The 26,032-nt window shown below is 65.2% G+C and carries 28 protein-coding genes; 13 read left to right on the forward strand and 15 right to left on the reverse strand.

Going from position 1 to position 26,032, the window contains the following annotated elements:
- Nucleotides 1-5 precede the first annotated feature (5 nt).
- Nucleotides 6-764, forward strand: a complete 759-nt coding sequence (locus E1H16_RS02840; protein ID WP_134322153.1) for a short-chain dehydrogenase/reductase — start codon at nucleotides 6-8, stop codon at nucleotides 762-764.
- 135 nt (nucleotides 765-899) lie between these two features.
- On the opposite strand, the gene mftD is transcribed toward E1H16_RS02840, so the two are convergent.
- Genes mftD through mftA form a run of 4 tightly spaced genes read right to left on the reverse strand, consistent with a single transcriptional unit; the run spans nucleotide 900 to nucleotide 3,770 of the window.
- Entirely contained in the window at nucleotides 900-2,114 is a 1,215-nt protein-coding gene (gene mftD, locus E1H16_RS02845; RefSeq protein WP_243837595.1) for a pre-mycofactocin synthase MftD, read from the reverse strand.
- Between the two features lie 35 nt (nucleotides 2,115-2,149).
- Entirely contained in the window at nucleotides 2,150-3,346 is a 1,197-nt protein-coding gene (gene mftC, locus E1H16_RS02850) for a mycofactocin radical SAM maturase (protein ID WP_134322154.1), read from the reverse strand.
- Nucleotides 3,343-3,639 (reverse strand): mycofactocin biosynthesis chaperone MftB, encoded by a 297-nt coding sequence (gene mftB, locus E1H16_RS02855; protein ID WP_134322155.1) that lies wholly within the window; start codon nucleotides 3,637-3,639, stop codon nucleotides 3,343-3,345. The genes mftC and mftB overlap by 4 nt, the downstream gene beginning before the upstream one ends.
- 17 nt (nucleotides 3,640-3,656) lie before the next feature.
- Nucleotides 3,657-3,770 (reverse strand): mycofactocin precursor MftA, encoded by a 114-nt coding sequence (gene mftA / locus E1H16_RS02860; protein ID WP_134322156.1) that lies wholly within the window; start codon nucleotides 3,768-3,770, stop codon nucleotides 3,657-3,659.
- A 91-nt stretch (nucleotides 3,771-3,861) separates the two neighbouring features.
- Between mftA and mftR the strand changes: the two genes are divergently transcribed.
- From mftR to mftE, 5 genes are read left to right on the forward strand one after another with little or no spacing between them, the layout of a single operon-like run.
- Complete coding sequence (gene mftR / locus E1H16_RS02865) at nucleotides 3,862-4,503, forward strand: mycofactocin system transcriptional regulator (protein WP_134322157.1); 642 nt, start codon at nucleotides 3,862-3,864, stop codon at nucleotides 4,501-4,503.
- Nucleotides 4,503-6,242, forward strand: coding sequence for a DUF6403 family protein (locus E1H16_RS02870; protein WP_134322158.1), 1,740 nt, complete (start codon nucleotides 4,503-4,505; stop codon nucleotides 6,240-6,242). Before mftR ends, E1H16_RS02870 begins: the two co-directional genes overlap by 1 nt.
- Nucleotides 6,239-7,147 carry a hypothetical protein gene (locus tag E1H16_RS02875; RefSeq protein WP_134322159.1) on the forward strand — a complete coding sequence of 303 codons (909 nt, stop codon included), beginning with the start codon at nucleotides 6,239-6,241 and terminating at the stop codon, nucleotides 7,145-7,147. The genes E1H16_RS02870 and E1H16_RS02875 overlap by 4 nt, the downstream gene beginning before the upstream one ends.
- Entirely contained in the window at nucleotides 7,144-8,697 is a 1,554-nt protein-coding gene (locus E1H16_RS02880) for a glycosyltransferase (protein ID WP_134322160.1), read from the forward strand. Before E1H16_RS02875 ends, E1H16_RS02880 begins: the two co-directional genes overlap by 4 nt.
- The gene (mftE, locus tag E1H16_RS02885) at nucleotides 8,684-9,349 is read left to right on the forward strand and encodes a mycofactocin biosynthesis peptidyl-dipeptidase MftE (RefSeq protein ID WP_134322161.1); all 666 of its coding nucleotides are present in this window, start codon (nucleotides 8,684-8,686) and stop codon (nucleotides 9,347-9,349) included. Before E1H16_RS02880 ends, mftE begins: the two co-directional genes overlap by 14 nt.
- 113 nt (nucleotides 9,350-9,462) lie before the next feature.
- Here mftE and E1H16_RS02890 read toward each other — a convergent pair whose 3' ends face one another.
- From E1H16_RS02890 to E1H16_RS02905, 4 genes are all read right to left on the reverse strand, one after another.
- On the reverse strand, nucleotides 9,463-10,296 hold the full coding sequence (locus E1H16_RS02890; RefSeq protein ID WP_208378811.1) for a vWA domain-containing protein: 834 nt from the start codon (nucleotides 10,294-10,296) through the stop codon (nucleotides 9,463-9,465).
- 104 nt (nucleotides 10,297-10,400) lie between these two features.
- A complete protein-coding gene (locus E1H16_RS02895) occupies nucleotides 10,401-11,291 on the reverse strand; it encodes an AAA family ATPase (RefSeq protein WP_243837596.1) in 891 nt (296 codons plus the stop codon).
- Nucleotides 11,292-11,495: 204 nt separating this feature from the next.
- Nucleotides 11,496-12,578 carry a metal ABC transporter substrate-binding protein gene (locus E1H16_RS02900; RefSeq protein ID WP_134322163.1) on the reverse strand — a complete coding sequence of 361 codons (1,083 nt, stop codon included), beginning with the start codon at nucleotides 12,576-12,578 and terminating at the stop codon, nucleotides 11,496-11,498.
- Nucleotides 12,579-12,780: 202 nt separating this feature from the next.
- Entirely contained in the window at nucleotides 12,781-13,164 is a 384-nt protein-coding gene (locus E1H16_RS02905) for an FKBP-type peptidyl-prolyl cis-trans isomerase (protein WP_134322164.1), read from the reverse strand.
- 156 nt (nucleotides 13,165-13,320) lie between these two features.
- Here E1H16_RS02905 and E1H16_RS02910 point away from each other — a divergent pair, with 156 nt between their 5' ends.
- The 3 genes from E1H16_RS02910 (at nucleotide 13,321) to E1H16_RS02920 (ending at nucleotide 15,854) form a co-directional block, all read left to right on the forward strand.
- Complete coding sequence (locus E1H16_RS02910) at nucleotides 13,321-14,079, forward strand: Fic family protein (RefSeq protein WP_243837598.1); 759 nt, start codon at nucleotides 13,321-13,323, stop codon at nucleotides 14,077-14,079.
- A 191-nt stretch (nucleotides 14,080-14,270) separates the two neighbouring features.
- Nucleotides 14,271-14,621: a YciI family protein gene (locus tag E1H16_RS02915; RefSeq protein ID WP_134322165.1), complete on the forward strand. Its 351-nt coding sequence runs from the start codon at nucleotides 14,271-14,273 to the stop codon at nucleotides 14,619-14,621.
- Between the two features lie 3 nt (nucleotides 14,622-14,624).
- The gene (locus E1H16_RS02920) at nucleotides 14,625-15,854 is read left to right on the forward strand and encodes an RNA polymerase sigma factor (protein ID WP_208378812.1); all 1,230 of its coding nucleotides are present in this window, start codon (nucleotides 14,625-14,627) and stop codon (nucleotides 15,852-15,854) included.
- A gap of 107 nt (nucleotides 15,855-15,961) precedes the next feature.
- On the opposite strand, the gene E1H16_RS02925 is transcribed toward E1H16_RS02920, so the two are convergent.
- Nucleotides 15,962-16,732 carry a TIGR03943 family putative permease subunit gene (locus E1H16_RS02925; protein ID WP_134322166.1) on the reverse strand — a complete coding sequence of 257 codons (771 nt, stop codon included), beginning with the start codon at nucleotides 16,730-16,732 and terminating at the stop codon, nucleotides 15,962-15,964.
- A 22-nt stretch (nucleotides 16,733-16,754) separates the two neighbouring features.
- Nucleotides 16,755-17,768, reverse strand: coding sequence for a permease (locus E1H16_RS02930; RefSeq protein ID WP_134322167.1), 1,014 nt, complete (start codon nucleotides 17,766-17,768; stop codon nucleotides 16,755-16,757).
- A 145-nt stretch (nucleotides 17,769-17,913) separates the two neighbouring features.
- Here E1H16_RS02930 and acs point away from each other — a divergent pair, with 145 nt between their 5' ends.
- From acs to E1H16_RS02945, 3 genes are all read left to right on the forward strand, one after another.
- Nucleotides 17,914-19,881 carry an acetate--CoA ligase gene (gene acs, locus E1H16_RS02935; RefSeq protein WP_134322168.1) on the forward strand — a complete coding sequence of 656 codons (1,968 nt, stop codon included), beginning with the start codon at nucleotides 17,914-17,916 and terminating at the stop codon, nucleotides 19,879-19,881.
- A gap of 191 nt (nucleotides 19,882-20,072) precedes the next feature.
- Nucleotides 20,073-20,534: a phage holin family protein gene (locus E1H16_RS02940; protein ID WP_134322169.1), complete on the forward strand. Its 462-nt coding sequence runs from the start codon at nucleotides 20,073-20,075 to the stop codon at nucleotides 20,532-20,534.
- Nucleotides 20,535-20,538: 4 nt separating this feature from the next.
- A complete protein-coding gene (locus E1H16_RS02945) occupies nucleotides 20,539-21,453 on the forward strand; it encodes an alpha/beta fold hydrolase (protein WP_243837600.1) in 915 nt (304 codons plus the stop codon).
- A gap of 156 nt (nucleotides 21,454-21,609) precedes the next feature.
- Here the strand turns inward: E1H16_RS02945 and E1H16_RS02950 are convergent, their stop codons facing one another.
- The 5 genes from E1H16_RS02950 to nth all read right to left on the reverse strand — a co-directional run bounded on the left by E1H16_RS02950 (nucleotide 21,610) and on the right by nth (nucleotide 25,518).
- Nucleotides 21,610-22,800 carry a MarP family serine protease gene (locus E1H16_RS02950; RefSeq protein WP_134322171.1) on the reverse strand — a complete coding sequence of 397 codons (1,191 nt, stop codon included), beginning with the start codon at nucleotides 22,798-22,800 and terminating at the stop codon, nucleotides 21,610-21,612.
- Nucleotides 22,797-23,162: a cupredoxin domain-containing protein gene (locus E1H16_RS02955; protein WP_134322172.1), complete on the reverse strand. Its 366-nt coding sequence runs from the start codon at nucleotides 23,160-23,162 to the stop codon at nucleotides 22,797-22,799. The genes E1H16_RS02950 and E1H16_RS02955 overlap by 4 nt, the downstream gene beginning before the upstream one ends.
- Before the next feature lie 98 nt (nucleotides 23,163-23,260).
- A complete protein-coding gene (locus tag E1H16_RS02960) occupies nucleotides 23,261-23,950 on the reverse strand; it encodes an NUDIX hydrolase (protein ID WP_134322173.1) in 690 nt (229 codons plus the stop codon).
- The gene (locus E1H16_RS02965; protein WP_166741597.1) at nucleotides 23,947-24,537 is read right to left on the reverse strand and encodes a TlpA family protein disulfide reductase; all 591 of its coding nucleotides are present in this window, start codon (nucleotides 24,535-24,537) and stop codon (nucleotides 23,947-23,949) included. The genes E1H16_RS02960 and E1H16_RS02965 overlap by 4 nt, the downstream gene beginning before the upstream one ends.
- A gap of 195 nt (nucleotides 24,538-24,732) precedes the next feature.
- A complete protein-coding gene (gene nth / locus E1H16_RS02970; RefSeq protein WP_243837602.1) occupies nucleotides 24,733-25,518 on the reverse strand; it encodes an endonuclease III in 786 nt (261 codons plus the stop codon).
- Nucleotides 25,519-25,758: 240 nt separating this feature from the next.
- Between nth and E1H16_RS02975 the strand changes: the two genes are divergently transcribed.
- Nucleotides 25,759-25,992, forward strand: a complete 234-nt coding sequence (locus tag E1H16_RS02975) for a hypothetical protein (RefSeq protein ID WP_134322175.1) — start codon at nucleotides 25,759-25,761, stop codon at nucleotides 25,990-25,992.
- Nucleotides 25,993-26,032 lie beyond the last annotated feature (40 nt).

The raw sequence follows: 26,032 nt of genomic DNA on the forward strand, positions 1-26,032 counted from the left end.
GAATCATGGATCTGGAGCTAGCAGGGAAACGGGCGCTCATCACCGGCGCTTCGCAGGGGATCGGGCGGCAAGTCGCCGAGACGTTAGCCCGAGAGGGCTGCGACGTCCTGCTCACCGCGCGTCACGCCGAGCGCCTCACCGAAACTTGCGAGCAGATCGGCCGCACGACCGGGCGTTCCGCAACCAGCCTGGCGATCGACCTCACTGCCGAGCAAGCGATCGCAAAGGTCGCCGACTTCGCTGGAGGCATCGACATCCTGGTGAATAACGCAGGCGCGATTCCGCCCGGCACGCTCGGTGACGTGGACGGCGACACCTGGCGAAAGGCGTGGGATCTGAAGGTATTCGGATTCATCGATCTGACCCGGGCGCTGTACCCGAAGCTCGCCGAGGCCAGCGGCGCGGTAGTCAACGTGATCGGTTACGCCGGAGAGTCTTTCCCGCCGGCCTACATCGCCGGGGCAGCAGGAAATGCGTCGCTAATGGCGTTCACCAAAGCCCTCGCCAAACAGGCGCACACCGATGGCGTGCGGGTCAACGCGATCAATCCGGGACCAATCGCGACCGAACGCAACACCATGCTGCTACGCGCCCGCGCCGAAGCCGAGTTGGGCGACGCCGACCGCTACGCGGAACTCACCGCGGGTATGCCGTACGGGCGTGCCGGAACAGTCGACGAGATCGCCGATGCTGTTGCGTTCCTGGCATCACCTCGATCGGCGTACACCAACGGCGCGATTCTCGCGATCACCGGCGGCGTGTAACCACCCGGGAAAACGATTCTGCGGTGGTTAAGGGCTGGATAGTCGCACGACCACCAGCCCTAACCGCCGCAGAACCCAAAGACACCGTAGAACCCAGACAACCGCAGAACGCTAGACCCCTGCGGAACTCGGAATCTAGTCAACGATGGCGGTGGCCAACGGTTTGAAGTTGGTCTCGAAACCGTCAGGAATGACCAAGTCATCTGGCGTGAGCTGGTGGATGGATTCCTTACCCAACGCCAAAAGCGCCGCGTCGGTACCACTACGCAGCAGGTCGAGCACGTTCTCGACACCGGCCTGCCCGTTCGCGCCGAGACCCCACAGGTACGCGCGGCCGATCATGACTGCCTTGGCTCCCAGCGCGAGCGCCTTCACAACGTCCGAGCCTCGCCGGATGCCGCCATCGAGCAGCACTTCGACATCGGCTCCGACAGCCTGAGCGATCGGCGGCAGCAAACGGATCGACGCAGGAGTTCCGTCCAGGTTGTTCCCGCCATGGTTCGACACCGAGATCGCGGTCATGCCAGCGTCAACGGCCCGCTTCGCGTCATCGACGCGGCCGATCCCCTTGAGCATCACGGGGCCGCCCCACTCCTTAGCCACCCACGCCACGTCGTCCCAGGTGGGCGGCGGAGTCTGCGACCACTCACCGTAGGCGCCGAAGAACGTCGGAGCCTCCTGCCCGGGTTCGGCAATGTTCGGAACCTTTAGATCGGGAAGTTCGCCGCCCTTAACCCACTCCAGCAGCCACTTCGGGCGCATCGCTCCCGCCGGAGCGTTGCGCACCAGGGCCCTGAGGTCGATCTTCTCGGGGATCTCCGGGCTTCCCCAGTCGCGGCCGAAACCGAAGGAGAAATCCAGGGTCAGGATCAGACCCTTCGCGCCGGCGGCACGCGCACGCGCCATCCGGCGCGACATCGACTCTTTGCCGCCCTGCCAGTAGATCTGAAAGAACACCTTGTCGTGAACTGCGCACACTTCTTCGATCGGCTTGCTCGCGAACGAACTCAGCCCCATCCCGGTCCCGCGAGCGTTCGCCGCGCGCGCGACCTCGACCTCACCGTCGGGGCTCACTGCCTGTACGCCAGTCGGGGAAATCAGCACCGGAAGCGAGATGTCCTGCCCGAGCACGTTGGTGGCTTGATCGCGAGTAGCCGACAGACCAGCGACGTGTGGCCTGAAGCCGAGTTCGGCAAATGCCGCCATATTGTCGCGGTATGTCACGCTGCGTTCGCTACCACCGAGCAAGGCCTTGTAAACCGGCTTTGGCAAGTGCCGCTTAGCTCGACGCTGCGCCTCGGCAACGGATTCGAACCAAGGGTTTCGCGCCCAGGGGTTCTTCAACTCCACCTGTTCCTACTTTCTTATTACTACGAGGATCTGAACTAGACCGGAGCGGGAGCTTGGAACCCGGCGAGCGGATCCTCAGCGCACGCACTCACCGGTGGACGGCGTCCGATGGTTACCGGAACCGGGCCGCGCGCAGCGGCCGGGCGCTTGCTCTTCTTGGAATGGTCCACACTGGGCTTGGGCAGTACGCCGTCACGTTCGGCCAGCAGAGATTCGCCATAGCCCTGAACGCACTCTGGGTCAGGGCCATCCAGCGGTAGACCCGTGAAGAACTTCGCAGCCATGCAACCGCCGCGGCAGGAGTCGAAAAACTCGCACGACGAGCACGCACCACCGCTCTGCGGCTCACGCAGTTCGGCGAACAACTCGGCCTCGCGCCACACCTTGGTGAACCCGCCCTCGGAACGGACGTTGCCGGCCAAGAAGTTGTCATGAATCGCAAACGGGCAGGCATATACGTCGCCGACCGGATCGATGAGGCAAACTACGCGACCCGCGCCGCACAGGTTCAGACCCGGCAGCGATTCGCCGTACGCCGCGAGGTGGAAGAAAGAGTCGCCGGTGAGTACGTCCTCCCCGTGCGCCATCAGCCAGTCGTACAGTTCCCGCTGTTGGTGCGGTAGCGGGTGAAGGTCATCCCAACTGTCGGCGCCGCGGCCACTAGGACGCAGCCGCGTCAGGCGCAGCTGGGCCCCGTATTCGTCGGCGATCGCCTTGAATTCGTCCAACTGCGGAATGTTGTGCCGGGTGCACACCACCGACAGTTTGAAGTCCTTGAACCCCGCGTCCTTGAGGTTCTGCATCGCGCGAATCGCGGTCTCGTATGAGCCGGCGCCGCGGACATGGTCGTTGATACCTGCATCGGCGCCATCGAGCGAGATCTGCACGTCGACGTAATCGGACGCGGCGATGCGGCGCGCCACCTCCGGCGTAATGCGGTAGCCGTTGGTGGAGAACTTGACGCCGACCTGGTGGCTGGTGGCGTAGTCGACGAGTTCCCAGAAATCGTTACGGATCGTCGGTTCACCGCCGCCGATGTTGACGTAGAAGACCTGCATGCGCTGCAGTTCGTCGATGACGGCCTTCGCTTCGTCGGTGGTCAGCTCTCGGGGGTCTCGCTTACCGGAACTGGAAAGGCAGTGCACGCATGCGAGGTTGCACGCGTAGGTCAACTCCCAGGTCAGGCAAATCGGCGCATCGAGGCCGGTTTCGAACTGTTTGACCAGGCTCATGCGGTCTCCTCCGGTTCGTTCTGCGTCTGTTCGCGCGGTACGACGATCTCGCTGCTCACGAGCGTCTGCACCGCGGTGCGGTATCGGGGTATCTGATCCTTGGGGACGCCGCACGTCTGAAAGGCGGCGTCCAACGACGGCTGTTCGTCGATCGCGCGTACGACGTCCAGCAGCAGTCGATCCTTCAAGAACGACAGCTTGCGGTTGCCGAAGTGGTACAGCAACGCGCCGAAAGGCTCAGGCCGCACGGACACCGCGGGATGCAGTGCCCATGCGGCTGATGTGTCGAGCATTGTCTGGTGGGGCGGTTCTAGTAGACGCCGCACATGCCGTCGATGGAGACCTCTTCGACGAGGGTGTCCTCTTCGACGAGCTCGGCGACGGTGGCGTCACGATCGGTCGTCTGGGTGGTCTGCTCGGCCATGGCATCCTCATTCCTGTTGAGTTCAGTGCGTCATACGGTACGCGGGTTATGATCCGCACCATACTGGCACCTGGTGTCGAAAGGAAACACTTTGCCCCATCTCACGGCGCAGGCTGCCGCCGGACGCCCCGGCCGGCGTCCGGCTACCAGTCATGAGCAGATCGCCCAGGTGGGGATCCGGCTTTTCGCTGAGCGTGGTTTCGATGCCGTGTCGGTCGATGACATCGCTGCCGCGGCCGGGGTCGGGCGGCGAACCTTGTTCCGGTACTACCCCTCCAAGAACGACATCGTGTGGGGCACGTTCGACGAGCACCTCGCATCCTGGGAGCGGTGGATCGCGGCGAATACCCGTGACCTGGATCTGCTCCCGGCGATCCGGGCGGCAGTCGTGCACTTCAACGATTTCGATGAGCAGGTCATGCCCGAGCACCGCGTGCGGATGGCACTCATCCTCAGCAATCCGGCGCTGCAAGCGCACGCGACGCTGCGCTACGAGCGGTGGCGTGCCGTTATCGCGCGCATGATCGCGGCACGCCTGAAGTGCCCTGCCGACGACCCGCGGCCTACGGTGCTAGCCCACCTCACGCTCGGCGCGGCGATTTCGACGTACGAGCAGTGGCTGCGCGATTCGCGCGCCGACCTCATCGACCTGATGCATCGCAGTTTTGAGATCCTTGCCGATCCCGCCAGCGTCGCGCCCTCAGCGGCCATCGAGTCGGACGACGTGCGTTGATGCGGGATATCACGCTGATCCTCAGCGGAATCGTCGCGCTTTTCCTGGCCGGTTACGCCGTTACGGCGTACCTACGTCGAGCAACACGGATCGACGACCTCGGCGACGAATCACGACGCGCCCGGACGGCCATCGAAGTGGCCGAAGCGTCCCGCGATGCCGCCGAGGACCCGAATCCGCAGGCTGAGGCGGCCCTGGCGCGCGCCCGCGGGCTGATGTCGGGAACACCGAATGCAACGGCTGCCCGCCGCGCCGCGGGGCTTGCTCGCCGAGCGGACGAATTGTGGCGCAAGGGCACAGGAGGCACGTCGAGCCGATCGAAGCCATCGACGAAGAACCGCGTCGATCCGTATGCGGCCGCCGCCGCCAAAGACCCGCTGATCGCGGGAGGACGCGATAACGCCAATATTGCGAAGATTGCCGCGATACTGGTGCTGGCCTTCATCGGCATCGTCTTCATCGGAATTCAAACTCAGCAGCCGGACACGCAGTACAAGCCCCGCGACTCCGCCCAGACGGAGGACGAATCCGACGAGCCAACACCTGCGCCGCAACCGTCGTACAACGACATCGCCGCCGAGTACGGCGAAGACCCGATCATCACCGTCGACGGGTCCCCGGCGAGCGTGCAGGAGGACGTCGTCCTGAAGTGGATGGAGCAGGCTAACGTCACGCAGGTCGTGCTCGCACCGCCACTGGACCCCTCGGCCAAACTCGATGCGTCCATCGATGTGCCGGACGACGTACTGCTCGTCACCGGCCTTGAACCATCGCTGTCGCCGTACGCATCGCAACCGTCAACTCCGCAGGGCATGGCGCGGGTCTATGGAACCGGCGACGTGACCGAGGGCGTCACTCATCTCCTAGCCTTGCGCGCCGAAGCCGAAGATGACGACGAGGAATTGGGGATCGATACCCGCGAGCCGACCCCCGAGGAGCTGGCGCCTGTCCTGAGCGATCTCGCCGCTGACGACATCGCGTTTACCGCTGATGCGCCCACTTTCGAGTATCCGGCGGTCGCTACCGAGGCATACCCGGAGGGCGATCGGCCGCTGATCGTTGTGTCTCCGCAGGCGCCCGGTGGCGGTCCAATCGTTGATTACGCGACTGCGGTCGCTGAGGCGTTTCCGGACCGCTCAGTGGTCGCGATGACTGGCAAGTGGATCGAGTACGCGGGCACGTACGCCGACGAGTTCGAACGGCCGCTCACCGCGAGCCTGTACGGGCGCTTCGGCGAACGGATCGGAAACTTCGACTACTCGCAGGAAGCGGTCTTGCGGCTTGCGCTTAACGAAGTCGCGAGCTATCGCCACAGCGGCATCTTCGGCAAGCCCTTGCCCTACGAGCCCGTGGATCCGGTTGATGTCGCTCTGCCGTTCCTACCATGGCTCATCGCTGGCCTCGGCGTCGTGGGGATCGCGGCCGCGATCGTGCAAGTTCGCCGATCCAGACCGAAGGATGTCGAACACGTCACCGATCGTGAACTCGCGCGGCTGGCCGGTCTGAGTGAGCTCGCCGTCGAAGTCAGCCCGCTCACCAACGGCCGGTCGGCAGCGGCGCTGGTGCGCGCAACACGGGCGCTGAGCGAGGCTAAGGAAGTGTGCGATGGCGATGACGACGACCTCGGGTTGGTTACCGAACTTCTCGATCGCGCCGAGCGTGAGTTGAGTTCGGTGGCCGATCACCTCGACCGAGCGGACTACCAGCCAAGCAACTTCCTGGAAGGACGATGGGTATGAGTGCGCGCTCGGGCGGCGGTAGCCGCAAGGTCGACCTCGCGCTGCTGGTCGTGCTCCTGGGCGTCGTCGCGCTATGTTTGTGGGGCGCCGGCACCTTCGACTCAAAGATCAACGCAGAGCTTCGCGTCAGCAATCTGTATGCCGCTGACGGGGTCGACATCGACGAGACAGAAGCTGAGCGCGACATCGGCAATCGCCAACTCGTCGTCGCGATGCTGGACTCGCCACTCGGTGAGCAAGGCGGCGATATCTGCGAGGACGCGAAATCGGTTGCCGACGGCGCGGTCGTGGTGATTATCGGCAGCGACATGTCGACCTACGGATGCGCGCTCATTGCTGGGTACGACGACGGCGAGTTCGGCAAGGCATTCGTCATCGAATCGCGCATCGGCATGGGACTCGAAGGGCTCGCTGACAGCCCACAGGACGCGGTGAAGGCGGTCGTGGTGAACTACGACCAACTCGTAGATGCCGGCCTCGCACCGCAAGATGCCCGATCGATCGATCCGCCGTACGCCCGCTATATCCTCGCCACGATCGCGTTGTCGGTGATTCTGCTCGGTGCAGCCGTTATCTTCTGGCGAGGTCGGCTGCTTGCGAAGTGGCAGGCCGACGCCATCGAGGGGCGCGCGAAGGCACGCGGAAAACTCGCAGAACGCGATAGCGCGCTGGCGTCTGCAGGCGTACACATCCTGGCACTCGACGAGCGGTATCAGCGAGTCGTGGCCACGGCGGAGAACAAGCGCAGCGCCGCTGACAAGACGTTCGTGCGGCGCTATACCGACCATCTGCGCACCTACACCCGGCTGAACACCGAAGCCACCAACCATGAACCGGACGCCGAGGGACTGCCCGATCAGATCGCCGCGGCCGAGGCGCTGACGCAGAAACTCGCCCGGCTATGACCCATCACGACTGGGCATTGTCGCCCGGGACATTCTGGGCGGACACGCGGACACTCGTCGGTGGCGACCCATTTCGCTCCGTACGGCTCACCGAGCGCGGTGCCGCCTTCGTCCGAAGCGCCGTACGCCAGGGCGTCAAGACGCAGTACGGCGCTGCTGAGGAAGCGTTGTTGCGGCGCTTGGCGCGCTCCAACCTCCTGCTTGCGCCGCTCAACCCTCCCGGCGTCACTGCGAACGTGACGCTGGTGATTCCCGCGAAAACGACGGCTGCCGCGGTGCAATGCGTACTCGACCTCGCCCCTGGCATTCCAGCGATCGTTGTCGACGACGCGTCCTCTGTCGCACTCGAGGGTCAGCTGGTACACGACGCTGACCTGACGGTGCTGCGTAACGCCACGTCGCTGGGTCCGGCGGCCGCCAGGAACCTCGGCGCACAGCGAGCCACCACCCGGTACGTCGCGTTCTGCGACGCCGACATCGACGCAGTCGCGACACAAGCTCCCGCCAGCACCCCGGCCGACCGAGGGTCGCGGAACGGCTGGATTGGCGCGCTGTTGGCGAATATCGGTGATGCTGTCGCGATCGGGCCACGCGTGGTGACCTCACCTGGGACTGGCGCCGCGGCCGCGTTCGAGCGCGCCGTGTGCGCGCTGGACATGGGCACCCGCCCTGGTTACGTCTCACCTACCGGCGTCCTGTCGTACCTGCCCAGCGCCGCGCTGCTGGTGCATCGTGACCGCTTCCTTTCCCTGGGTGGATTCGACGAATCACTGCACACCGGCGAGGACGTGGATTTTTGTTGGCGTGCGGCCGAGGACGGCGTCTATTACGAGCCGCGGGTAGTCCTGCACCACCGGCCACGCGCCCGGCTGGGTGATGCACTGGCGCGACGCGCGACGTACGGAGAAAGCGCTGCCGCGCTCGCCTCCGCGCATCCGCAATTCATGCGCCATGGCTCGTTCCCGCTAGCCACCGTTCTGCCGTGGCTACTGGCGATGGCGGGTCGTACACGACTTGCTGCTGCGGCCTCGCTGGCGCATATCGCGGTGGCGCCACGCAGCATGAAGCAATTACCGGCGTCGGCGGCGCGGCGAGCCGCATTGCGGGGGCAGTGGCATTCCTCGCGAGCGCTGAGCCGGATGTTGGTGCGCCCACTGCTTCCGGTGACCGGCCTCGTTTCACTGACACATACGGGCTTCCGGAAGCGCGCCGCTCTCGCGTACCTGCTGACGAACACCATCGACGCGTCGATACGCCAACACGCCCCGAGCCACCTACCCGATAGCAGCGGCTCAGCCCGCACCGGGCCAACGAGGACAACGCAACGCGGCGGCGCCACGTCGAGTGGCGTTCCGGCGCGCGTGGGCTGGCAACTCCTCGACGATGCGGCGTACACGGTAGGCGCATGGCGTGGATCGTTACGATCAGGCCGGTTTGGACTTTTGTTCCCGCACGTGCGACTGGGAAAGCCAGGTGGCTCAATACGCTCGACCAGGTTCGGGATCCTCTTCCCGGATCGACGGCACCGGAGGCGGCATGGAACTGCGTAACGCGACCTCGCTACAGGTACGCGACCTTACTGCCGGCAGCCTCGTCGTACCGCTCGGCGCAACTGAACAGCATGGCCCGCATCTGCCGTTGGGAACAGACACCATCGTCGCCGAGTATGTCGCGCGGCGACTCGTTGACAATCGGGCCGGACTGGTTCTTGCACCGGCAATCGCGATCGGCGCGAGCGGTGAGCACGCCGGGTTCGCGGGGACGTTGTCCATCGGTAGCGAGGCGTTGACCGCCGTACTCGTGGAGATCGTCCGCGATGCGACCCGCGACTACCGACGAGTCATCCTGGTGAACGCGCACGGCGGCAACGCGGCAGCGATCGCCGCTGCACAACGAGTCTGTGATTACGAGAAGCGGCCACTCACGGCGCTGTACTGCGCGTTCCCAGGCGCCGACGCACATGCAGGACGGACCGAGACCTCAGTAATGTTGGCGATCAATCCCGACTTGGTAGACATTTCCGTTGCAGAGCAGGGAAACACGACCCCGGTGCGGGAGCTGCTGCCGGCAATGCGGTCCGGCGGCGTACGCGCGGTCAGCCCGAACGGGATCCTCGGCGACCCGACCGGCGCCACCGCCGAGGAAGGGAAAGACCTGCTCGACGGATTGCTCGACAGGCTCAATCGCGAGCTCCCCCACTAGCTGCCAACGCCGCCGTCCCGCGACGCCAGCATCTGCAACCCTGCTACCCGCGACAAGCGCCGCAACGTGGACGGCCACCTAAGGACGCCGTGACCGACGACGACGCATGGCGGTTAGCCGAGCAGGTCGTTGATGAGTTGAGGTGCCGCGGTGGGGCCTGGCAGATACCGCCACTTGCCGTTAGCCTCCGCCGCCAACTCCTCTGCGGCTTCCGTGTCGTCGTCCGGCGTGAGGATCAGCAGTTCGTCAATCCGTTTAGCAAACGGGATCGGGTCCTCGTCGTCGGTCGCGCGGCAATCAGACAGCAGCAGTACGACGCGGCGACTCGCCCGCGCTCGACCCAACTCATCGGCTGCCGCCTTCAGCGCACCGGCCAGTCCGGTCACCCCGTGCCCGCGTAGCCCCAGCACCTCACCGACCAGCGCTCCGGAGGATTTGCCGCCCTCGATCGGCCTGATAACGGTGACTTCCTTCGCGAACTGCAACACGGACAACTCGCCTGGAGCCCGCCACGCACACGCTGCTGCGCTGAGGGCCGATGCGGTCAACCGATCACCGCTCATCGAGCCCGACGTGTCGAGTACGACGCAGATCGCCAGATCAGTTCTCGCCCAGTCCCGCGCCCAAATCTCATCCAGCGATGCGTCGCGTCCACCAGCGCGGGCCTCGATAATCGCATCCATCGACGCGTCGAGATCAATGTCGCCGCCATAGTCGGCCGGGACGCGCCGCATACGCGCGGTGCCGCGTCCGCCGGGCTGACCGATCCGCGCTCGATCGAGCACGAGACGAGCGGCGAGTTCCTTGGCCTTGCGGCGCAGTTCCTCGTCGGTGGCCTGCACCATGTCGCCCAGCAGCGCCATGAGATCGTCTGGGCTGGAGGCCATAGCCTCGTCGACAGCCGCCTCATCTATCTCGCCGACCTCCGGCGAGATGTCCTCGAACATGGGGTTCGCGCCTAGTTCATTGCGCCCCTTGGTGCGTTGCTTCGGACCCGACTGACCTCGTCCCGGCGGCGGTGGCGCCCCCTGAGACCCTTGGTCAGGCGGGTCTACGCTTCCCCCGACGAATCGCCGTCGTCTTCCTTGGGTTCGCGGCCGAAGATACCTTCGTAGAGTTCACGCACAACCTCTTCCGGCGTCCGTGAGCATGATTCGTGCAGTCGGATCCGGCCCGACAGTGCGACCGTCGCCGCATCGAGCCCCAGGTGCCAATCGGTGATGTCCGCCGACCGCGCAGCTGCCAACTGCGACGCGACACCGAGAAGGTCGATGACACCGCGCACCGACGACCCGACGCGTACGTCGGAATGTTCACGGGTGCTGCGGATCAGTTCCACCACCTGCGCACGCCACTGCTCGGGAACTGTCGGTCCACGCAAAGCACTGATCCGGTCTTCGGCTTCGGACGTCTGGTATCCCATCGCGATCCGACAGGTACGGTCGTAAATCGCGCCGGAGATGCGCGCCGTACCGACCGAGTCGTAGGGGTTCATTGCCGCCACAAAAGAGAAACCCGGCGCTGCCTTAACCGCCCCGAGCCGCGGCACATGTACCTCGCCCTCGGACATCGAGGTGAGCAGCACGTTCAGCGTCTCCTCGGGCACACGGTTGAGTTCCTCGATGTACAGCATGCCGCCGGTACGCATCGCCTGAATCAGCGGTCCATCGACGAAAATCTCCGGTTTGTAGCCCTGGGAGAGAACCTGCGCGGGGTCGAAGTGTCCAACCAGCCGACCGGGTGTCAGTTCCGCATTACCTTCTACGAACAGGAAGGGCACGTGTTGACGGCCAGCGACCGCACGCAAGAGCGTCGACTTTCCGGTCCCCGGCGGTCCTTCGAGCACCACGTGGGCACCGGCACCGAGCGCAGCGAGCAGCAATTCGATCTCGCGTTCACGCCCGACGACCTCCTCACCCAGGTCTGCATAGGTCGTGGCCAAGTCAGCTCTCCTCAGTAGGTCGGAATCGAAGCCCCCGCGGACCGGTTCACCACATCGGCAACCGATCCACATGTGACTGCGACCACCTGTCTACCGGAGTGACTGCGGGCACGCAAACGGAATCCGACATCCGGTGCGGATTTGCCCGACGCTGACTGGGAGAGCCCCCGGAGAGTGCGGCTACGGGACAGATGTCGGCGGTACCTAGGAGCAGTTCAGCGCCTTCTGCAGCGCCGCGAGATTGTCTTGCATCGCACTGATGTAATCACCGCTCTCCGGCGCTGTTTCCAACGGAAGAAGTACGGCCGTCTCGGCGCCGGTGGCATCGGCGACCGTCTGTGCGTAGTCATCGCTGACGCCAGACTCGAAGAAGATCGTGGTGACACCGTGATCGTCGACGTAATGCTGGACCTCATCAAGCTTCTGCGGCGACGGTTCCTCGGCAGCGAGCCCCAGGATGCCCACCTGCTCCAGCCCGTACGCCTTCGCCAGGTACCCGAATGCGGTGTGCGTGGTCACGAACTCTTTGCTATCGCACTGCGCGAGCCCCGCGGTGAACTGCTCGTCGAGTTCGGTCAGTTCGGCAGCCAACTTTTCGTAGTTCTCTTCGAAAACCTCGGCGTTGTCCGGATCGATGTCGACCAGGTCGTCCTTTATCGCCTCGCCCATCTGCTGCATCTGGCTCGGATCGAGCCAAATATGCGGGTCGAGCCCACCGTGGTCATGATCGTGGCCCTCTTCGCCTTCATCCGCGTGGTCCTCGCCTTCATCCGCATGGTCCTCGCCCTCATGCGCGTGGTCCTCGCCGTCCGCTGCGGGGTCCTCACCCTCGTGATCATGATCATGATCGTGATCGGCGCCATCCTCGTGATCATGATCCTCACCAGTATCGCCGTCGGCACCGTGGTCGTGACCGTCGTCCTCGGCGGACTCCCTCAACTCGACCACGGACGCCACGTCAAGGGTGCGCCCGGGCTCTTGGGTGTCGACCGCATCGTCCACGGCCGGCTGCATCCCGCGCTGGTACACCACGAGGGAGGCGGTCGACAGCGCACCTACCTGCTTGGTGGTCAACTCCATGTCATGCGGCTCTGCTCCGGGCTGCGCGAGGCTCTGCACCTCGATCGCGTCACCACCGATCGTCTCGGCCAAGAACTCCAACGGATAGAAGCCGACGACCACGTCGCCGTCGGCGGAATCCGAGGTGCAAGCAGAAAGAGACATGGCAACGGCGACGGCGCTCGCGATAGCCAAGCCACGAAACGCAGGGGTGCGACGGTTGATCATGAGACGAGAAAACGCCCCAGTGATACTGATTGTCAAAGTCGCATAAGTGAATAGCTCGCGCCCCACCAAGGCGTATTTTGTTGATATATCTAAGAAGCCGCCCAGCGGCAGCGCTGGGCGGCTTGTGACGATCGTCCCAGCGATTGGCGCCCCTACCGCGGTCTGAGCACCGCGACGGGCGAGCGCATCGCCGGCGTGAGGACTAGCGAACGCCGACCAAGTCCACGACGAAGACCAGCGTTTCGTTCGGCGCGATCGCTCCGGGGGCGCCGTACTCGCCATAGCCGAGGTGCGGCGGAATCGTGATCTTGCGGCGGCCGCCGACCTTCATCCCGAGTAGGCCTTTGTCCCAGCCCTCGATGACGCGTCCCGCGCCAACCGGGAAGGACAGCGGCTGACCTCGGTCCCAGGACGCATCGAACTGCTGACCGTTCGACCACGCCTTGCCGACGTAGTGGGCGTCAATAGTGGCACCGGCCGTCGCCTCGGCGCCGGTACCGATAACGATGTCCTCCAGGATCAGTTCGACCGGCGCGTTCTCGCTCGGAATCTCGAACTCGGGCTTCTTGCTCGTATCGTTGCTCATCCTCACAACCGTACCGGCCCTTGCGCACCGGCACGCGCCCTCCCGAGAACTCGGCAGGCGTCCGCCCACGGCTCGGCGGTCTACCCAATAACGCGGTCTCCGGCAAGAACTCTGCCGGACGTAGCCACCGCGAGTTACGGAACTAGGCTGTACGTCGTGCCTTCTGCCACCGCTGACCCGCTCTTGCCACTGATCGACCTGCCTGGCGTCGCCGACGCTTGCACCAGGGCTCGAGAGGACGTCGACCGGTTACTGCGACACCGCGTGCTACGCAAACAATCCGCTGCGGTCAGCGGCGAGTCCCTGCTGCGCGCCGCGCGCGCGTCGGCCGAATTAGAGAACCACGGGTACCAGCTGGAGGCGATCCGGGCCGGCCAGATCGACGATCCGGTCGTGACCGGTTGCCTGCGGGTTTCCGGTGAGTTGGGACGGATCACCGAGGTCTGGGAGAAAGCGCCGCTTCAAGCGATCGCGGCACTGCACGTGCAGGCCGCCAGCGGCTCATTGCACCGAGACGATCTCGGCCGTCCCGTCGGCGGTCCGGAGGTGTCCGTCAGGCTGCAGCAGCTCACGGACACGTTGCGCGCGCCCCGCTCCCGCGACGTACCTGGGGTCGTCGTCGCCGCGATCGTGCACGGCGAACTACTCGCACTCAAACCTTTCGCTGGGCTCAACGGCGTAGTCGCCCGCGGTGCCGCGCGAGTCGCCCTGATCTCGACCGGCGTTGACCCCAAAGCGCTCGCCGCACCGGAAGTCGGTCACGTTTCCGAACAACGTGACTACGAACAGTCCATCGCGGCGTACCGCACGGGTTCTGCCGACGGCGTCGCGCAGTGGATCGTGCACTGCGCAGGAGCCCTGTCCGCCGGTGCGGTCGAGGGACTAGCCATCTGCGAGGCCGTACTACGCGGTTAGTGCTGCCGGAGGCCGCTGCGGCACTTCACCACACGCTCTCGCTCAGTGATCCCGCCACGCGTCACCGCGGCGAGACATAGTCGGCCGGGAATTTATTGGGAAACTTGGTTGCGGGTGTCGAATCCCGTGGCGCCCGTTCGTCATCATGCCGAGGCCGCCACCACGACGGCCCGCAACCCGAAGGGGACGACATGAAGTACTTGGTGCTGTTGATGGGGTACGGCGAGGGCAAGAGCTGGGACGATCAGTCCGAGCAGGAGCAGGCCGACGAGATGCGACAACACGCGGAATTCGATGAAGCTTGTGCGGCGCACGACGGAGTACAGATCCTCGCTGGTGAGGCGCTCGCTCCCGATATGGTCACCACGGTTCGCACTCGCTCCGGCAATCGGATGATCACCGACGGACCGTACGCCGAGGCCGTTGAACAACTCGGCGGGTTCTACCTGCTCGAAGCTCCAGATCTGGACGTCGTACTCGAGCTGCTGTCTGTGATGCCGCGCTACGACATCCAGATCACTCCCGCTGTGGACGTGCCGTAGCCAGTGAGCGGGGTGCTCGCGCGGGTGGTGCGCGAGGAGTGGGGTCGACTCGTCGCCCTGCTCCTCGCACGCTATGGCCGCCTGGATCTCGTCGAGGATGCGATTGCCGACGCGGTGGAGTCGGCGGTCCGGCGATGGCCGATTGACGGCGCGCCGGCTAACCCGGCAGCCTGGCTGCACACTGCGGCACGCCGTCGGCTATTGGATCGGTTGCGCGCCGAGGCCATCGCCAATCGTAAGGCACCGCAGCTCGTTGCGAGTCGTGATCGCGACGGCCCGCGCGTGATGGCCGATCCGGGTGGATTGATCGACGACGACGTGCTGCGGTTGGTGCTGATGTGCGCGCATCCCGCGATCGCGCCCGAGACTGCGAGCGCTCTCGCCCTCCGGCTGGTGCTGGGCGTGAAGACACCCGAGATCGCCCGCCTATTTCTCGTTTCGGAAACAACGATGGCGGCTCGACTGACCCGAGCCAAGAAGAAGATCGTGGCTGCCGGAATTCCGTTCGCCATACCTGATGCCGCGGTACTTCCGCAGCGCTTGGAGCTCGTTGCGCAGACTGCGTACCTCGCATTCACGGCTGGGTACGCGCCAGGAAGCGGGCCTGATCCGGTGCGGGTAGATCTCGCCGGGGAGGCTATACGACTGGTGCGAGTGGTGCGATCGTTCGCCCCGCACGACCCATCACTGACCGCGCTGCTGGCGTTACAACTGCTCCAGCATTCTCGTCGGGATGCACGCGTCAGCGACGACGGCCAACTGGTGTTACTGCCCGAGCAGAACCGAGCACATTGGCACCGCGACGAGATCGATGAGGCCCTCGGGCTGTTGCGCTCGGCCGAACTCGCCGTGCCAGTTTCAGCAGGCACAGCCGCACGCCTACTGCAGGCCCACATCGCCGCGGAGCACGCGATCGCGCCGGAACCGGCGCAGACACGCTGGGACCGAATCGTGGCGCGGTACGACGAACTCCTGCGGCTGGATCCCAGCCCGAGTGCCGAGCTTGCACGTTCTGTGGCCGTCGCGGAGTACCGCGGCGCAGCGGCCGGCCTACGAGCGCTGGAATCGGTGGACCTGCCGGGTAGTCACCGGCCACCCGCCGTACGGGCCGAACTTCTCGCTCGCTCCGGAGACGCTGTCGCGGCGCGGACGGCGTACGCCGAGGCCATCCGGTTATGCGGTAACGATGCCGAGCGCGCCCATCTCCGGCGGCGGCTAGCCGAATTGGACTGAGCGGCGGCCTATCTGATTCCGACCTAGAGCGCCGCGCGAGTCGATCCCGGACACCTGCGCGGCGATCTCCAGTGGAGGCATCGACATCTACCTGGTCGCGCAGAAACCTACTGCTCGTAGGGGGAGTCCGGCGCCGCTGTTGCGGTCACCGTTTCGGCTTCGATACTGGCGATCTCATAACTGTCGGTCTCGTCCATGACGGGCTCACCCGGCGTACCGGTGACCGTCACCCAATTGCCTTCGGCCGGGGCCTGCCCGTCCGTGGCGACCCACACCTTGATCGGCAATGCATCGGCAGCACAGCACGCAATCGCCAACCGTGTCACGTAGAACCCGTCGGGCGCCGGCGTCACGAAACCGACTAATTCAAGCGTCCTGCCGTCCATCGTGTCGCCGGTGAGCGCTCGTCCGGTGTACTCCCGCATCGGCAAAGCGACGACGTCGCCGTCCGGCAGGGCGTCGTAGTTAGCGGCCACCGGAGGCGGTGGACCGGCCGCGCGCGCCGCCGAATATGCGCCAAGCGGCTTCGGCACGATCAGCACGAAGGCGAACAGCGGCACCAGCAGCAGCCATCCGACGTACGACCGATGGCCGTGCCCCGCATCAGCGTCGCCGGATTCCGCGCTCTCACCAGGTCCCGTGGTCGCGTCAGATTCCTCGAAACCATGGTCATGTTCAACGGAACGCCCACGCAGGGTGAACACCAGACCGCTCAGTGCGGCCACCACCAACAATCCGCCAGCGACTCCCAGCCACGGTCCGAACGAGTCCTTGACGTAGACCTTGTATTCACCGGTCAACGCGAGCCGGATGATCCACGCGCCGACCAGCAGCAGCGCAAGGCTGGGCGTCTCGCGGCGCATCAACAGTGCCTTCATCGCGGGCTCCAATCGAGGCGGATCACAACAGCCACCATCCAACGAGTACGGCGCACGCGATCGCCAGCACGAACGTCGTCGAGGCGAATCGCAAGGCAAATCCCCGCCCGAACGCCGAGGACTGCAACGCGATGAGTTTCAGGTCGACCGCCGGGCCGACAACCAGGAACGCCAGCCGCGCGGTCAACGGGAACTGCACCAGCGCGGCTGCCACGAAGGCATCCGCTTCCGAACAAATGGACAGCACGACCGCGAGCACCGCGAGCACGAGCACCGAGAGCCAGAAACTCGACGCGACGCTGTTCATGATCGACGCCGGAACGACCACCTGCAAGGTGGCGGCCGCGGCCGCACCCAGCACGAGGTATCCGCCGGTGTGCAAGAAATCGTGCGTGGCCGTGCCGACGAACGTCTGCCACTTGTTCCCGTGCACGGCGATGGTCCGGCTCGGGCGGCGCACCCAGTCGGCGCGCCCCAGCCACGCCCACAGGTACCCCATCACTACTGCCAGCATCAGGCTCGCGGTGAACCGGCCGAGCACCATTTCCGGCGTCCCCGGGAACGCGACGGCGGTGGCCACCAGGACCACCGGGTTGATCGCGGGTGCTGACAACATGAATGCGAGGGCCGCCGACAGCGGCACGCCCTTGTTGAACAGGCCCTTGGCAATCGGTACCGAACCGCACTCGCACCCTGGCAGCGCCACGCCCGCTGCGCCGGCCGCCGGCACCGCCAGCGCCGGACGTTTCGGCAGCGCCTTCTGAAAGAAAGACTCTGGGACGAACGCGGCCACCGCCGCGCTGATCGCGACACCGAGCACCAGGAATGGCGTGGCCTGTACGAACATCGCGGTGAAGATGGTCGACCACGCCGAGATCCCCTCGCCCAGCAGTGACGAGCCGAGCACCGGCCGCAGTAGCGCAATCAGCACGAGAGCGGCGATCAACAGCAACGTCGACGGACTCAACGGTCGCTGAGCGGTACGCGTCCTGGACGCGCCCCCCGGATCCGTCACGGTGCTCTGCTCGGTAGCCATCGCGCCCGATTATTCCCGGCGTACCGCCGCGCACAGCGCGGCACGCCCGCACTCGAGCCGAGGAATGACCCGCACCACCGATGCGGCCACCGATCGGCGGCGATAGATTGGGATGCGAGTCACGTTCCGCTATCTGGAGGCATGTATGTCTGACGAGACGCCAACCATCGACAACCTGCTACATGAGACGCGGACCTTCCCGCCGACTGCTGAGTTCGCCGCGCAGGCCAACCTCAAGGCAGAGGCGTACGACGAGGCCGCGGCCGACTACGAGGCCTACTGGGGCAAACTGGCCGACCAACTGCTGACATGGGACACCAAACCCACCCAAACCCTGGACTGGAGCAACCCACCGTTCGCCAAGTGGTTCGTGGGAGGCAAACTCAACGCCGCATACAACTGCGTCGACCGACACGTTGAGGCCGGTAACGGCGACCGCGTCGCCTACCACTTCGAAGGTGAGCCCGGAGATACCCGCACCATCACCTACGCCAACCTCAAGGACGAGATCAGCCGCGGCGCGAACGCGCTACTTCAACTCGGCGTAAAGAGCGGCGACACCGTCGCGATCTACATGCCGATGATCCCCGAAACAATCTTCGCGATGCTCTCCTGCGCACGGATCGGCGCAGCACATACCGTCGTATTCGGCGGGTTCGCTGCCGATTCACTGGCCTCACGCATCCAGGATTGCGGCGCGAAGGTCGTCATCACCGCCGACGGCGGCTACCGCCGCGGCAAACCGGCCGGGCTGAAAGACACCGTCGACCGCGCCGTGGAGAAATGCCCCGACGTACACAGCGTGATCGTGGCAAAACGCACCGGCCAAGACACCCCGATGACCGAGGGCCGCGATCACTGGTGGGCCGACCTGGTCGATACCCAGTCGGCCGAGCACACCCCAGAAGCCTTCGACGCCGAGCATCCGCTGTACGTGATGTACACCTCGGGAACCACCGGGAAGCCCAAGGGAATCCTGCACACCACGGGTGGCTACCTGACCGGGTGCGCGTACACGCATTCGACGCTGTTCGACCTCAAACCCGAAACCGACGTGTTCTGGACCGCGGCGGACGTCGGCTGGGTGACGGGCCACTCCTACATCGTGTACGGGCCCTTGGCCAACGGGGCGACGTCCGTGCTGTACGAAGGCACCCCCGACACCCCGCATCAGGGCCGCTGGTGGGAAATCATCGACAAGTACAAGGTGTCGATCCTCTACTGCGCGCCCACCGTGATCCGGATGTTCATGAAGTGGGGCGAGGAGATCCCGGGCAAGTACGACCTGAGCACCCTGCGGCTGATGGGCTCGGTCGGCGAGCCGATCAACCCCGAAGCGTACGTCTGGTACCGCCGCGTGATCGGCCATGACAATGTGCCCGTCGTCGATACCTGGTGGCAGACCGAAACCGGTTCGGTGATGATTTCACCGCTCCCGGGCGTCACCGCCGCTAAGCCCGGTTCGGCAATGCGGCCGATTCCCGGAATCTTTGCGGACGTCGTGGACAACCACGGCAAGCCCGTGGAAAACGGCCAGGGCGGCTACCTCGTGATCACGAAGCCCTGGCCGTCGATGCTGCGCACGGTGTGGGGCGATGACGATCGGTACGTCGATACATACTGGTCCCGGTTCGAGGGTGTGTACTTCGCGGGGGACGGCGCGAAGAAGGACGAAGACGGCGACATTTGGGTGCTCGGCCGAGTGGACGACGTGATGAACGTGTCCGGTCACCGGATGTCGACGACGGAGATCGAATCGGCGCTCGTCTCGCATCCCAAGGTCGCTGAGGCTGCCGTCGTCGGTGCGTCCGACGAAACTACCGGTCAAGCGGTGGTCGCGTTCGTGATCCTGCGCGGTGGAGTCGAGGACTCCGGCGACGCCGTCGTTCAAGAACTGCGCAATCACGTGTCGTCGGAGATCTCGCCGATCGCGAAGCCGCGCCAGATCATGGTGGTGCCGGAATTGCCCAAGACTCGCTCCGGCAAGATCATGCGTCGCCTGCTGCGCGATGTGGCCGAGAAGCGGGAAGTTGGCGATGTCACCACGCTCGCCGACAGCACGGTGATGGATCAGATCCAGGCCAAGCTCTCCGGCCATACCGCCGACGAGTAGGCGCAAGCCGGTCAGTGACCGGCGATGAGCAGCGGCAGCCCCGGCCGACGGCCACTGGTTAGATGTCAACGGCCAGGCGAGTTCGGTCGGGGTAATCGCCCCACGGGTCCCGCGAGTTCCCTAAACTCACGTTCACGGACCATTCAGTGCAAGCCTGACGGCCTACCGACCGGGAACCAGGAGATAAAAGCATGGCTGTACCGCAGCGCGAGCCCGTCAATGTCGATCTCGACGTCGCGCAACCGAGTGTGGGCACGCTCGTCAAGGAAGCCTCGACGCATTTCTCCACCCTGCTGCGTTCGGAGATTGAACTCGCTAAGTCCGAGGTCAAGAGCGAGGTCAAGAAGGGTGTCGCCGGCTCGGGCATGCTCGCTGCCGCGGGCGTCATCGTGGCACTGGCGTTGCCGTTCTTATTCGTCGCTATCGCCGAGCTGCTCGCCGGTCCGATCGGGCTGCCGCGGTGGCTGAGCTTCCTGATCATCTTCGTGGTGTTTCTGCTGGTGGCCGGCGCCTTGGCACTGCTCGGAATTCGCAAGTTCAAGAAACTGCGCGCCCCAGAGCGGACCATCGGCTCACTGAAGGCCAACAAGGCCCTGGTGGACGCGGTGAAGGGTGGCGATGCGGCGGCGCCGTCCGCCACCCCGAGTCGCTAATTTAGTGGGGCTCACCGAACAAAACGATCTGCTGCTGCCCGGTCCGTGGACGCACCGCGACATCACTGCGAACGGCGTACGGCTGCACATCGCCGAAGCCGGCAGCGGTCCCCTCGTCGTCCTGCTGCCCGGATTTCCGGAGATCTGGTGGGCGTGGCGGCATCAAATCCCCGCGCTCGCGGGCGCCGGTTATCGCGTTGTCGCTGTCGATCTGCGCGGCACCGGCTCCAGCGATAAGCCGCCGCGCCCGTACGACCCAGTCACGACCGCCGGCGATATCGCGGGTTTGGTGCGTGCGTTGGGTCAGTCCCACGCGTTCCTCGTCGGGCAAGATCTCGGCGGCATGATCGCGTGGACGACCGCGGCACTACACCCCGGCATCGTCGATGGCCTCGCGGTGCTAGGCGCGGCGCATCCACGACGCTGGCGCCGGGAAATCGTTCGCTCGCAGGCGCAGCGACGCGGCTCGGCGCACGTATTCAACAGCCAGTTGCCGCGACTGCCCGAGGCACGACTGACCCGCGATGACGCCGCCGAGGTACGGCGCTTGATGCGCTCATGGAGCGGGCCGTGGCGCGACACCGACGACTTTCGGGCCGCAACTGCGATCTACCGCAGCGCGATGCAGGTGCCGCAGGCGGCGTACGGCTGTGCGGAGTACTCGCGCTGGCAGGTTCGTTCCCTGCTGCGCCCGGATGGTTACGCGTTCCAGCAGTCGATGGCGCGGCAGTTGCAGTGCCCGGTTCTGCAGATTCACGGCGACGCGGACACCTGTGTCTTGCCCCAGACGGCGCACGGTTCCGAGGCGTACGTCGCCGGCAGGTACGAGTGGCTGTTGGTGGAGGGTTGCGGGCACTTTCCCGCCGAGGAGCACCCCGATCTGGTAACCGCCGCGCTGCTGAACTTCCTCGCCGGCTGACTCCCCGGCCCGCACACGTCCAAGCCGGTCCGCCGATGACCAAGGGGCCGCCGATGACCGAAGGGGCGGTGCCGTCGATGACCAAGAGGCGGACGCCGTGGTGGGCGACTGACCGGACGGTAGCCGTCGATGACCAAACCGGCGGTGCTTGGCCAGTTACTCGTAGCAGTCGCCGGTGACGACGTTCGTGTCCTTATTCTCGCCAGCCGCGAGCGCCTCGTCGATCTGATCGACGCTCAGCGCGTAGCCGACGTCGGCCTCGTCTACGGCCGCGGCGAACACCAACCCGACGACTTCTCCGTCCAGATCCAGCAGCGGACCGCCCGAGTTCCCGCCGACGACTGTGCCGCGCAACGCCACCACTTCCCGAGTGATCGTCGAGGTGTTCCGGAAGTTCGGACCAGAGATATCCCCGGTGGTGCGTACCTTCGCGGCGCCGAGCGTCATCGGGCCTCCTCCCGGGTATCCGGCAACAACGACATCGGCACCAGAATCCGGCGCTACCGCGTCCACCGGTAGTGCCGGCAACCCCAGCCCATCGACCTTCAAGATCGCAACGTCGATCCCTTCGTCGGCGTACACGACGCTCGCGTCGTACGTCTGCGAAGCGGTCTGAATCGACATGGACGACGTACCAGCGACGACGTGCGCGTTCGTCACCACGCGATCGGCGGCGTACACGAAGCCCGACCCGTTGATCTGTCGACTGCATTGCGGCGCATCCCCGATCACCTTGACCACCGAGCCACTCGCGGTCAGTACCTCCGGATCCTGAATGGCTCCGGTGTTCGGCGCACCGACGTCGGCGACGTCGGTCTGCTGCAGCGGGGCGAGTACGTCGGGCAGTCCCTGGTCGGCGAGCGCAGCCTCGATCGCGTCGTACGCCGTGCGTGCACCATCGGGCATGATCGAGTCGATGACCGGCAGGATCGATGATCCTCGTACGGTCTTGGCGACGCCCGGCAACGCTGACGCGGCCAACGGCAAGGCGAGGGTCCACACGAACAGGATGGCGACGAGCGCTGACACGACACCGCCGGCAGCGCGGTCGACGCCGATCGCGGCGCGCTTTCGGACCCGTTTACGTAGCCGCTCGCCGATCAGCATGCCGCTGACGTATCCCACGTTCGCCAACAGCACGATCAGCCCCACCACTACCGCGATACGTGGACCGGAGTCTGCAATCTGCTTGCCCAGGTACGAGACGATCGGGATAGAGACGGCGATGCCGAGCACGAGACCCACGAGCGAGGACCCCGCCTTCAACAGCCCACTGCGAAAGCCCACGGCCGTCATCGCGACGATGATCACGACGATCGCGATATCGACGAGCACGCTGACGTTCACGGCGCCTCGACCGTCAGCGTCCCTCGCTGGCCAAGCTGTTCGTGGAACGTGCAGAAGAACTGGTATTCGCCGGGATTCGCGATCGAGAATGCAATCGACTTGGTCTCCCCTGGGTTGATGAAGGGGATCTCCTCGTCGGGGCCGTCGGGCTTGAATGCGAGGCTGTGCGTGACTGCCTGCGACGTGTTCGTCATATCGATCCGGATTTTGCCGGTGTGCACGTGCGGGGATTCCGGGTTGAAGCGGTAGTCCTCGGTTTCGCGCAGATCGACGACCTGAGTGCCGTCCTCCTCGACGGTGACTGCGTCGGACGGCGCGGACTCATCGGGTTCTTCGGCGCTGTCGCTACAGGCCGCCACCATCAGGAGCACGGCACACCCGGCCGCCACCGTCCGCGTGGCCCGCCGCGCCGGAACGACACGGCTCGCGACAGCGCGGCTCGCGACAGCGCGTCGAGCCCTCACCGCCGGAACCGATCCGGCAACGGAATGGTGCGGCGTTTGTCCCACTCACGGGAGAAGCCACCGAGTCGCAGCACACTGTCGATCACGTTCGCGGTGAATCCCCACACGAACAGCCCATCGACGATGAACGCCGGCCCTCGGTAACCGTTCGGGGCGGTCACGGTGTACCGCAGGTCAGGATCGGCGAGGGTCGGCAGCGGAACTCGGGCGGCTCGCTCGACTTCGGCGTCGCTGAGCTGCCCTAGTTGGTAATCGTCGGCAGCCGTGCCGATGATCGGCGCCACCGCAAACTGCCGCGCCGGGATGTACAGGTCGGGCATCCGGCCGTGGATCGAAATGGTCGCTGGATCGATCCCCACCTCTTCGTGGGTCTCGCGCAGCGCAGCGGCGTACTCGTTAGCGTCGTCCGGATCGATCGACCCGCCCGGAAACGACACCTGGCCAGGTTGGCTACGCATCGTGGCGGACCGCTCGGTCAACAGCACGTCGGGCCCGTCGACCCCGCGAGCCATCAGGATCAGGACGGCGGAGCGCCGAACTTCAGTGCCGGGCGGCGGCTGAAAGCGATGAATGTCGTCGGCAGTGGCACGGTCGATCCGCAGCAGCAGTTCGCGCAGGTAGTCGGGCGGCGGATCGAAACCGACGTCGCCCGGAATCACCACATGTTCGCGCGCGTGGCCGCTCACAGCGACACCGCCAGGTACTTCTCGACGTCCGCCGCGAGATCTTCGACGCTCTTGTACGGACCGATATGCCGATACGCGATGGTCCCCTCATCGTCGAGCAGGATCGTCGCAGGCAAGGCCACGAATCCCTCTGCGGTAAGCACTTGACCCTCGAAATCGACCACGCTGGGGAACGTCACATTCATCTCGGCGGCGTACGCCGTGGCCTGACTCCGGGCGTTCTGCGTGACGACACCGAGCACATCTACCTCCCCGTCCCCCAACGCTGCGAACTCATCCAGGATCGGCATCTCTTCAAGGCACGGGCCACACCAGGACGCCCACAAGTTGACGACGGTCGGACGCGGCGGGACGCCGGCGATCGCAACGGGCTCGCCCCCCGATCCCAGGCACTCGAGCGTGACGTCCGGCAACTTGTCATCGGTTGCCTCGCCCGATGGCGCTTCGAATGTCGGGCAGTCAACGGTGAAATCGGACTGTGGTGCCGTGCCAGCCGTTGCCTTGGCTTCATCGGCGTCAGGACTCCCTGATCCACAGGCGGTCAATAGAACGAGCCCCACGCTGGCGCTCAGCCGTCGAATCCACACCCGACCAAGGTTACCCGCGCCGCGGGTTCTCGCCGGAGCGCGCATACCAAGCCGCGAATTGACGCCCAATCTGAGGCAGAGCGTGCGCCTGAAGCAGCGCGGACCCGGCAGACGAGGGGTGCGCGCCTGCGCAACACGCAGCGTGAGCGGTCACTTGTCCACGTATGGACGACAACATGTCGCTGGCGCTGCGTTTTAGCGGAAGTCAGCCGCCGTCTTCACCAACTTCTCCGCCTCGTCGAACCCGGTCGGGCCAGCGCCGTACGCCGGACACAACGCGGCGATTCCGCAGGCGCCGCAGGCTGGCTTACGCGCATGGCAGACCCGCCGGCCATGGAAAATCACCCGGTGGCTGTACATAGTCCACTCTTTCTTAGGGATCAGCTCGCCGATCGCGTGCTCAACCTTCACCGGGTCTTCCAGATCGGTCAGGCCCCAACGCCGCACCAGCCGCCCGAAATGCGTATCGACCGTCAGCCCGGGAACCCCGAACGCATTGCCGAGGACGACGTTTGCGGTCTTGCGGCCCATGCCGGGCAGTTTCACCAGGTCCTCCAGTCGCCGCGGCACCTCACCGTCGTGCCGTTCCAGTAGCTCCTGGCCGAGCCCGATCAGCGAGTTGGTCTTGTTGCGGAAGAATCCGGTGCTGCGGATCATCTCTTGGAGTTCGGTGGGATCAGCGCCGGCGTACGCCGCAGCGTCGGGGTATTTCGCGAACAGCGCGGGCGTCACCTGATTAACCCGCTTGTCGGTGCACTGCGCCGACAAGATCGTGGCGACCGACAGTTCCAGCGGCGTGCGGAAGTCCAGTTCGCAGTGCGCGTCGGGATAGATCTCGGCAAGTTCGCGGTTGATCGTGCGGGCGCGTCGCGTGCGCCCACGTGGTGTTTCGGCGGCCCATTGCTTCGCGCTTTTACGGCGCGGTGCGGCAGGCCGCACGACGGGCTGATCGACGGGCTGGGTGTCCTCGGGCGCAGTCACACCGCTCAGCCTAGAACCTGGCACTGACGCTTACCCGCCGTTGACATCAGGTACCCAAAGAGTAAAATTCAACGGTTGATCGGCGAACCTCGGTGCACTAGCGTACGCGCGGCGCACGAATCGCTTGGTCTGCCTGCTGTGTGAACGACTGCACATGCGGCAAAATGATGGATACAGTTGATCAGGTATCACTGTTCGGCCGACCGCTCGAGGCTGGACAGTCAGGTTGAGGAGGTCCAGGTGGCGGCGCTGCTCGTCGTACTGTTCCCGTTCGGCCTGCTTGTGTTCTTGCTTTTCATGGAGAAGGTCGAAGCGCCACTGCGGCGTTCGAATGATCCGCAAGAGGTCGAGAGGTTCCTCGACCACGCGAAGCAAGAGGATGTAGACAACATCATCGCGGGCGGACTGCGAAAGGCGATGGACCGCTGGCGCGGTCGCGTCGCACGACGCAAGTCCCAACCGGACAACGAATAGTCGATATGGCATACGCGGGCACCGAGCCCGCAGCGAATCA

It is taken from the genome of Cumulibacter soli (assembly GCF_004382795.1).
Classification (GTDB): Bacteria; Actinomycetota; Actinomycetes; order Mycobacteriales; family Antricoccaceae; genus Cumulibacter; species Cumulibacter soli.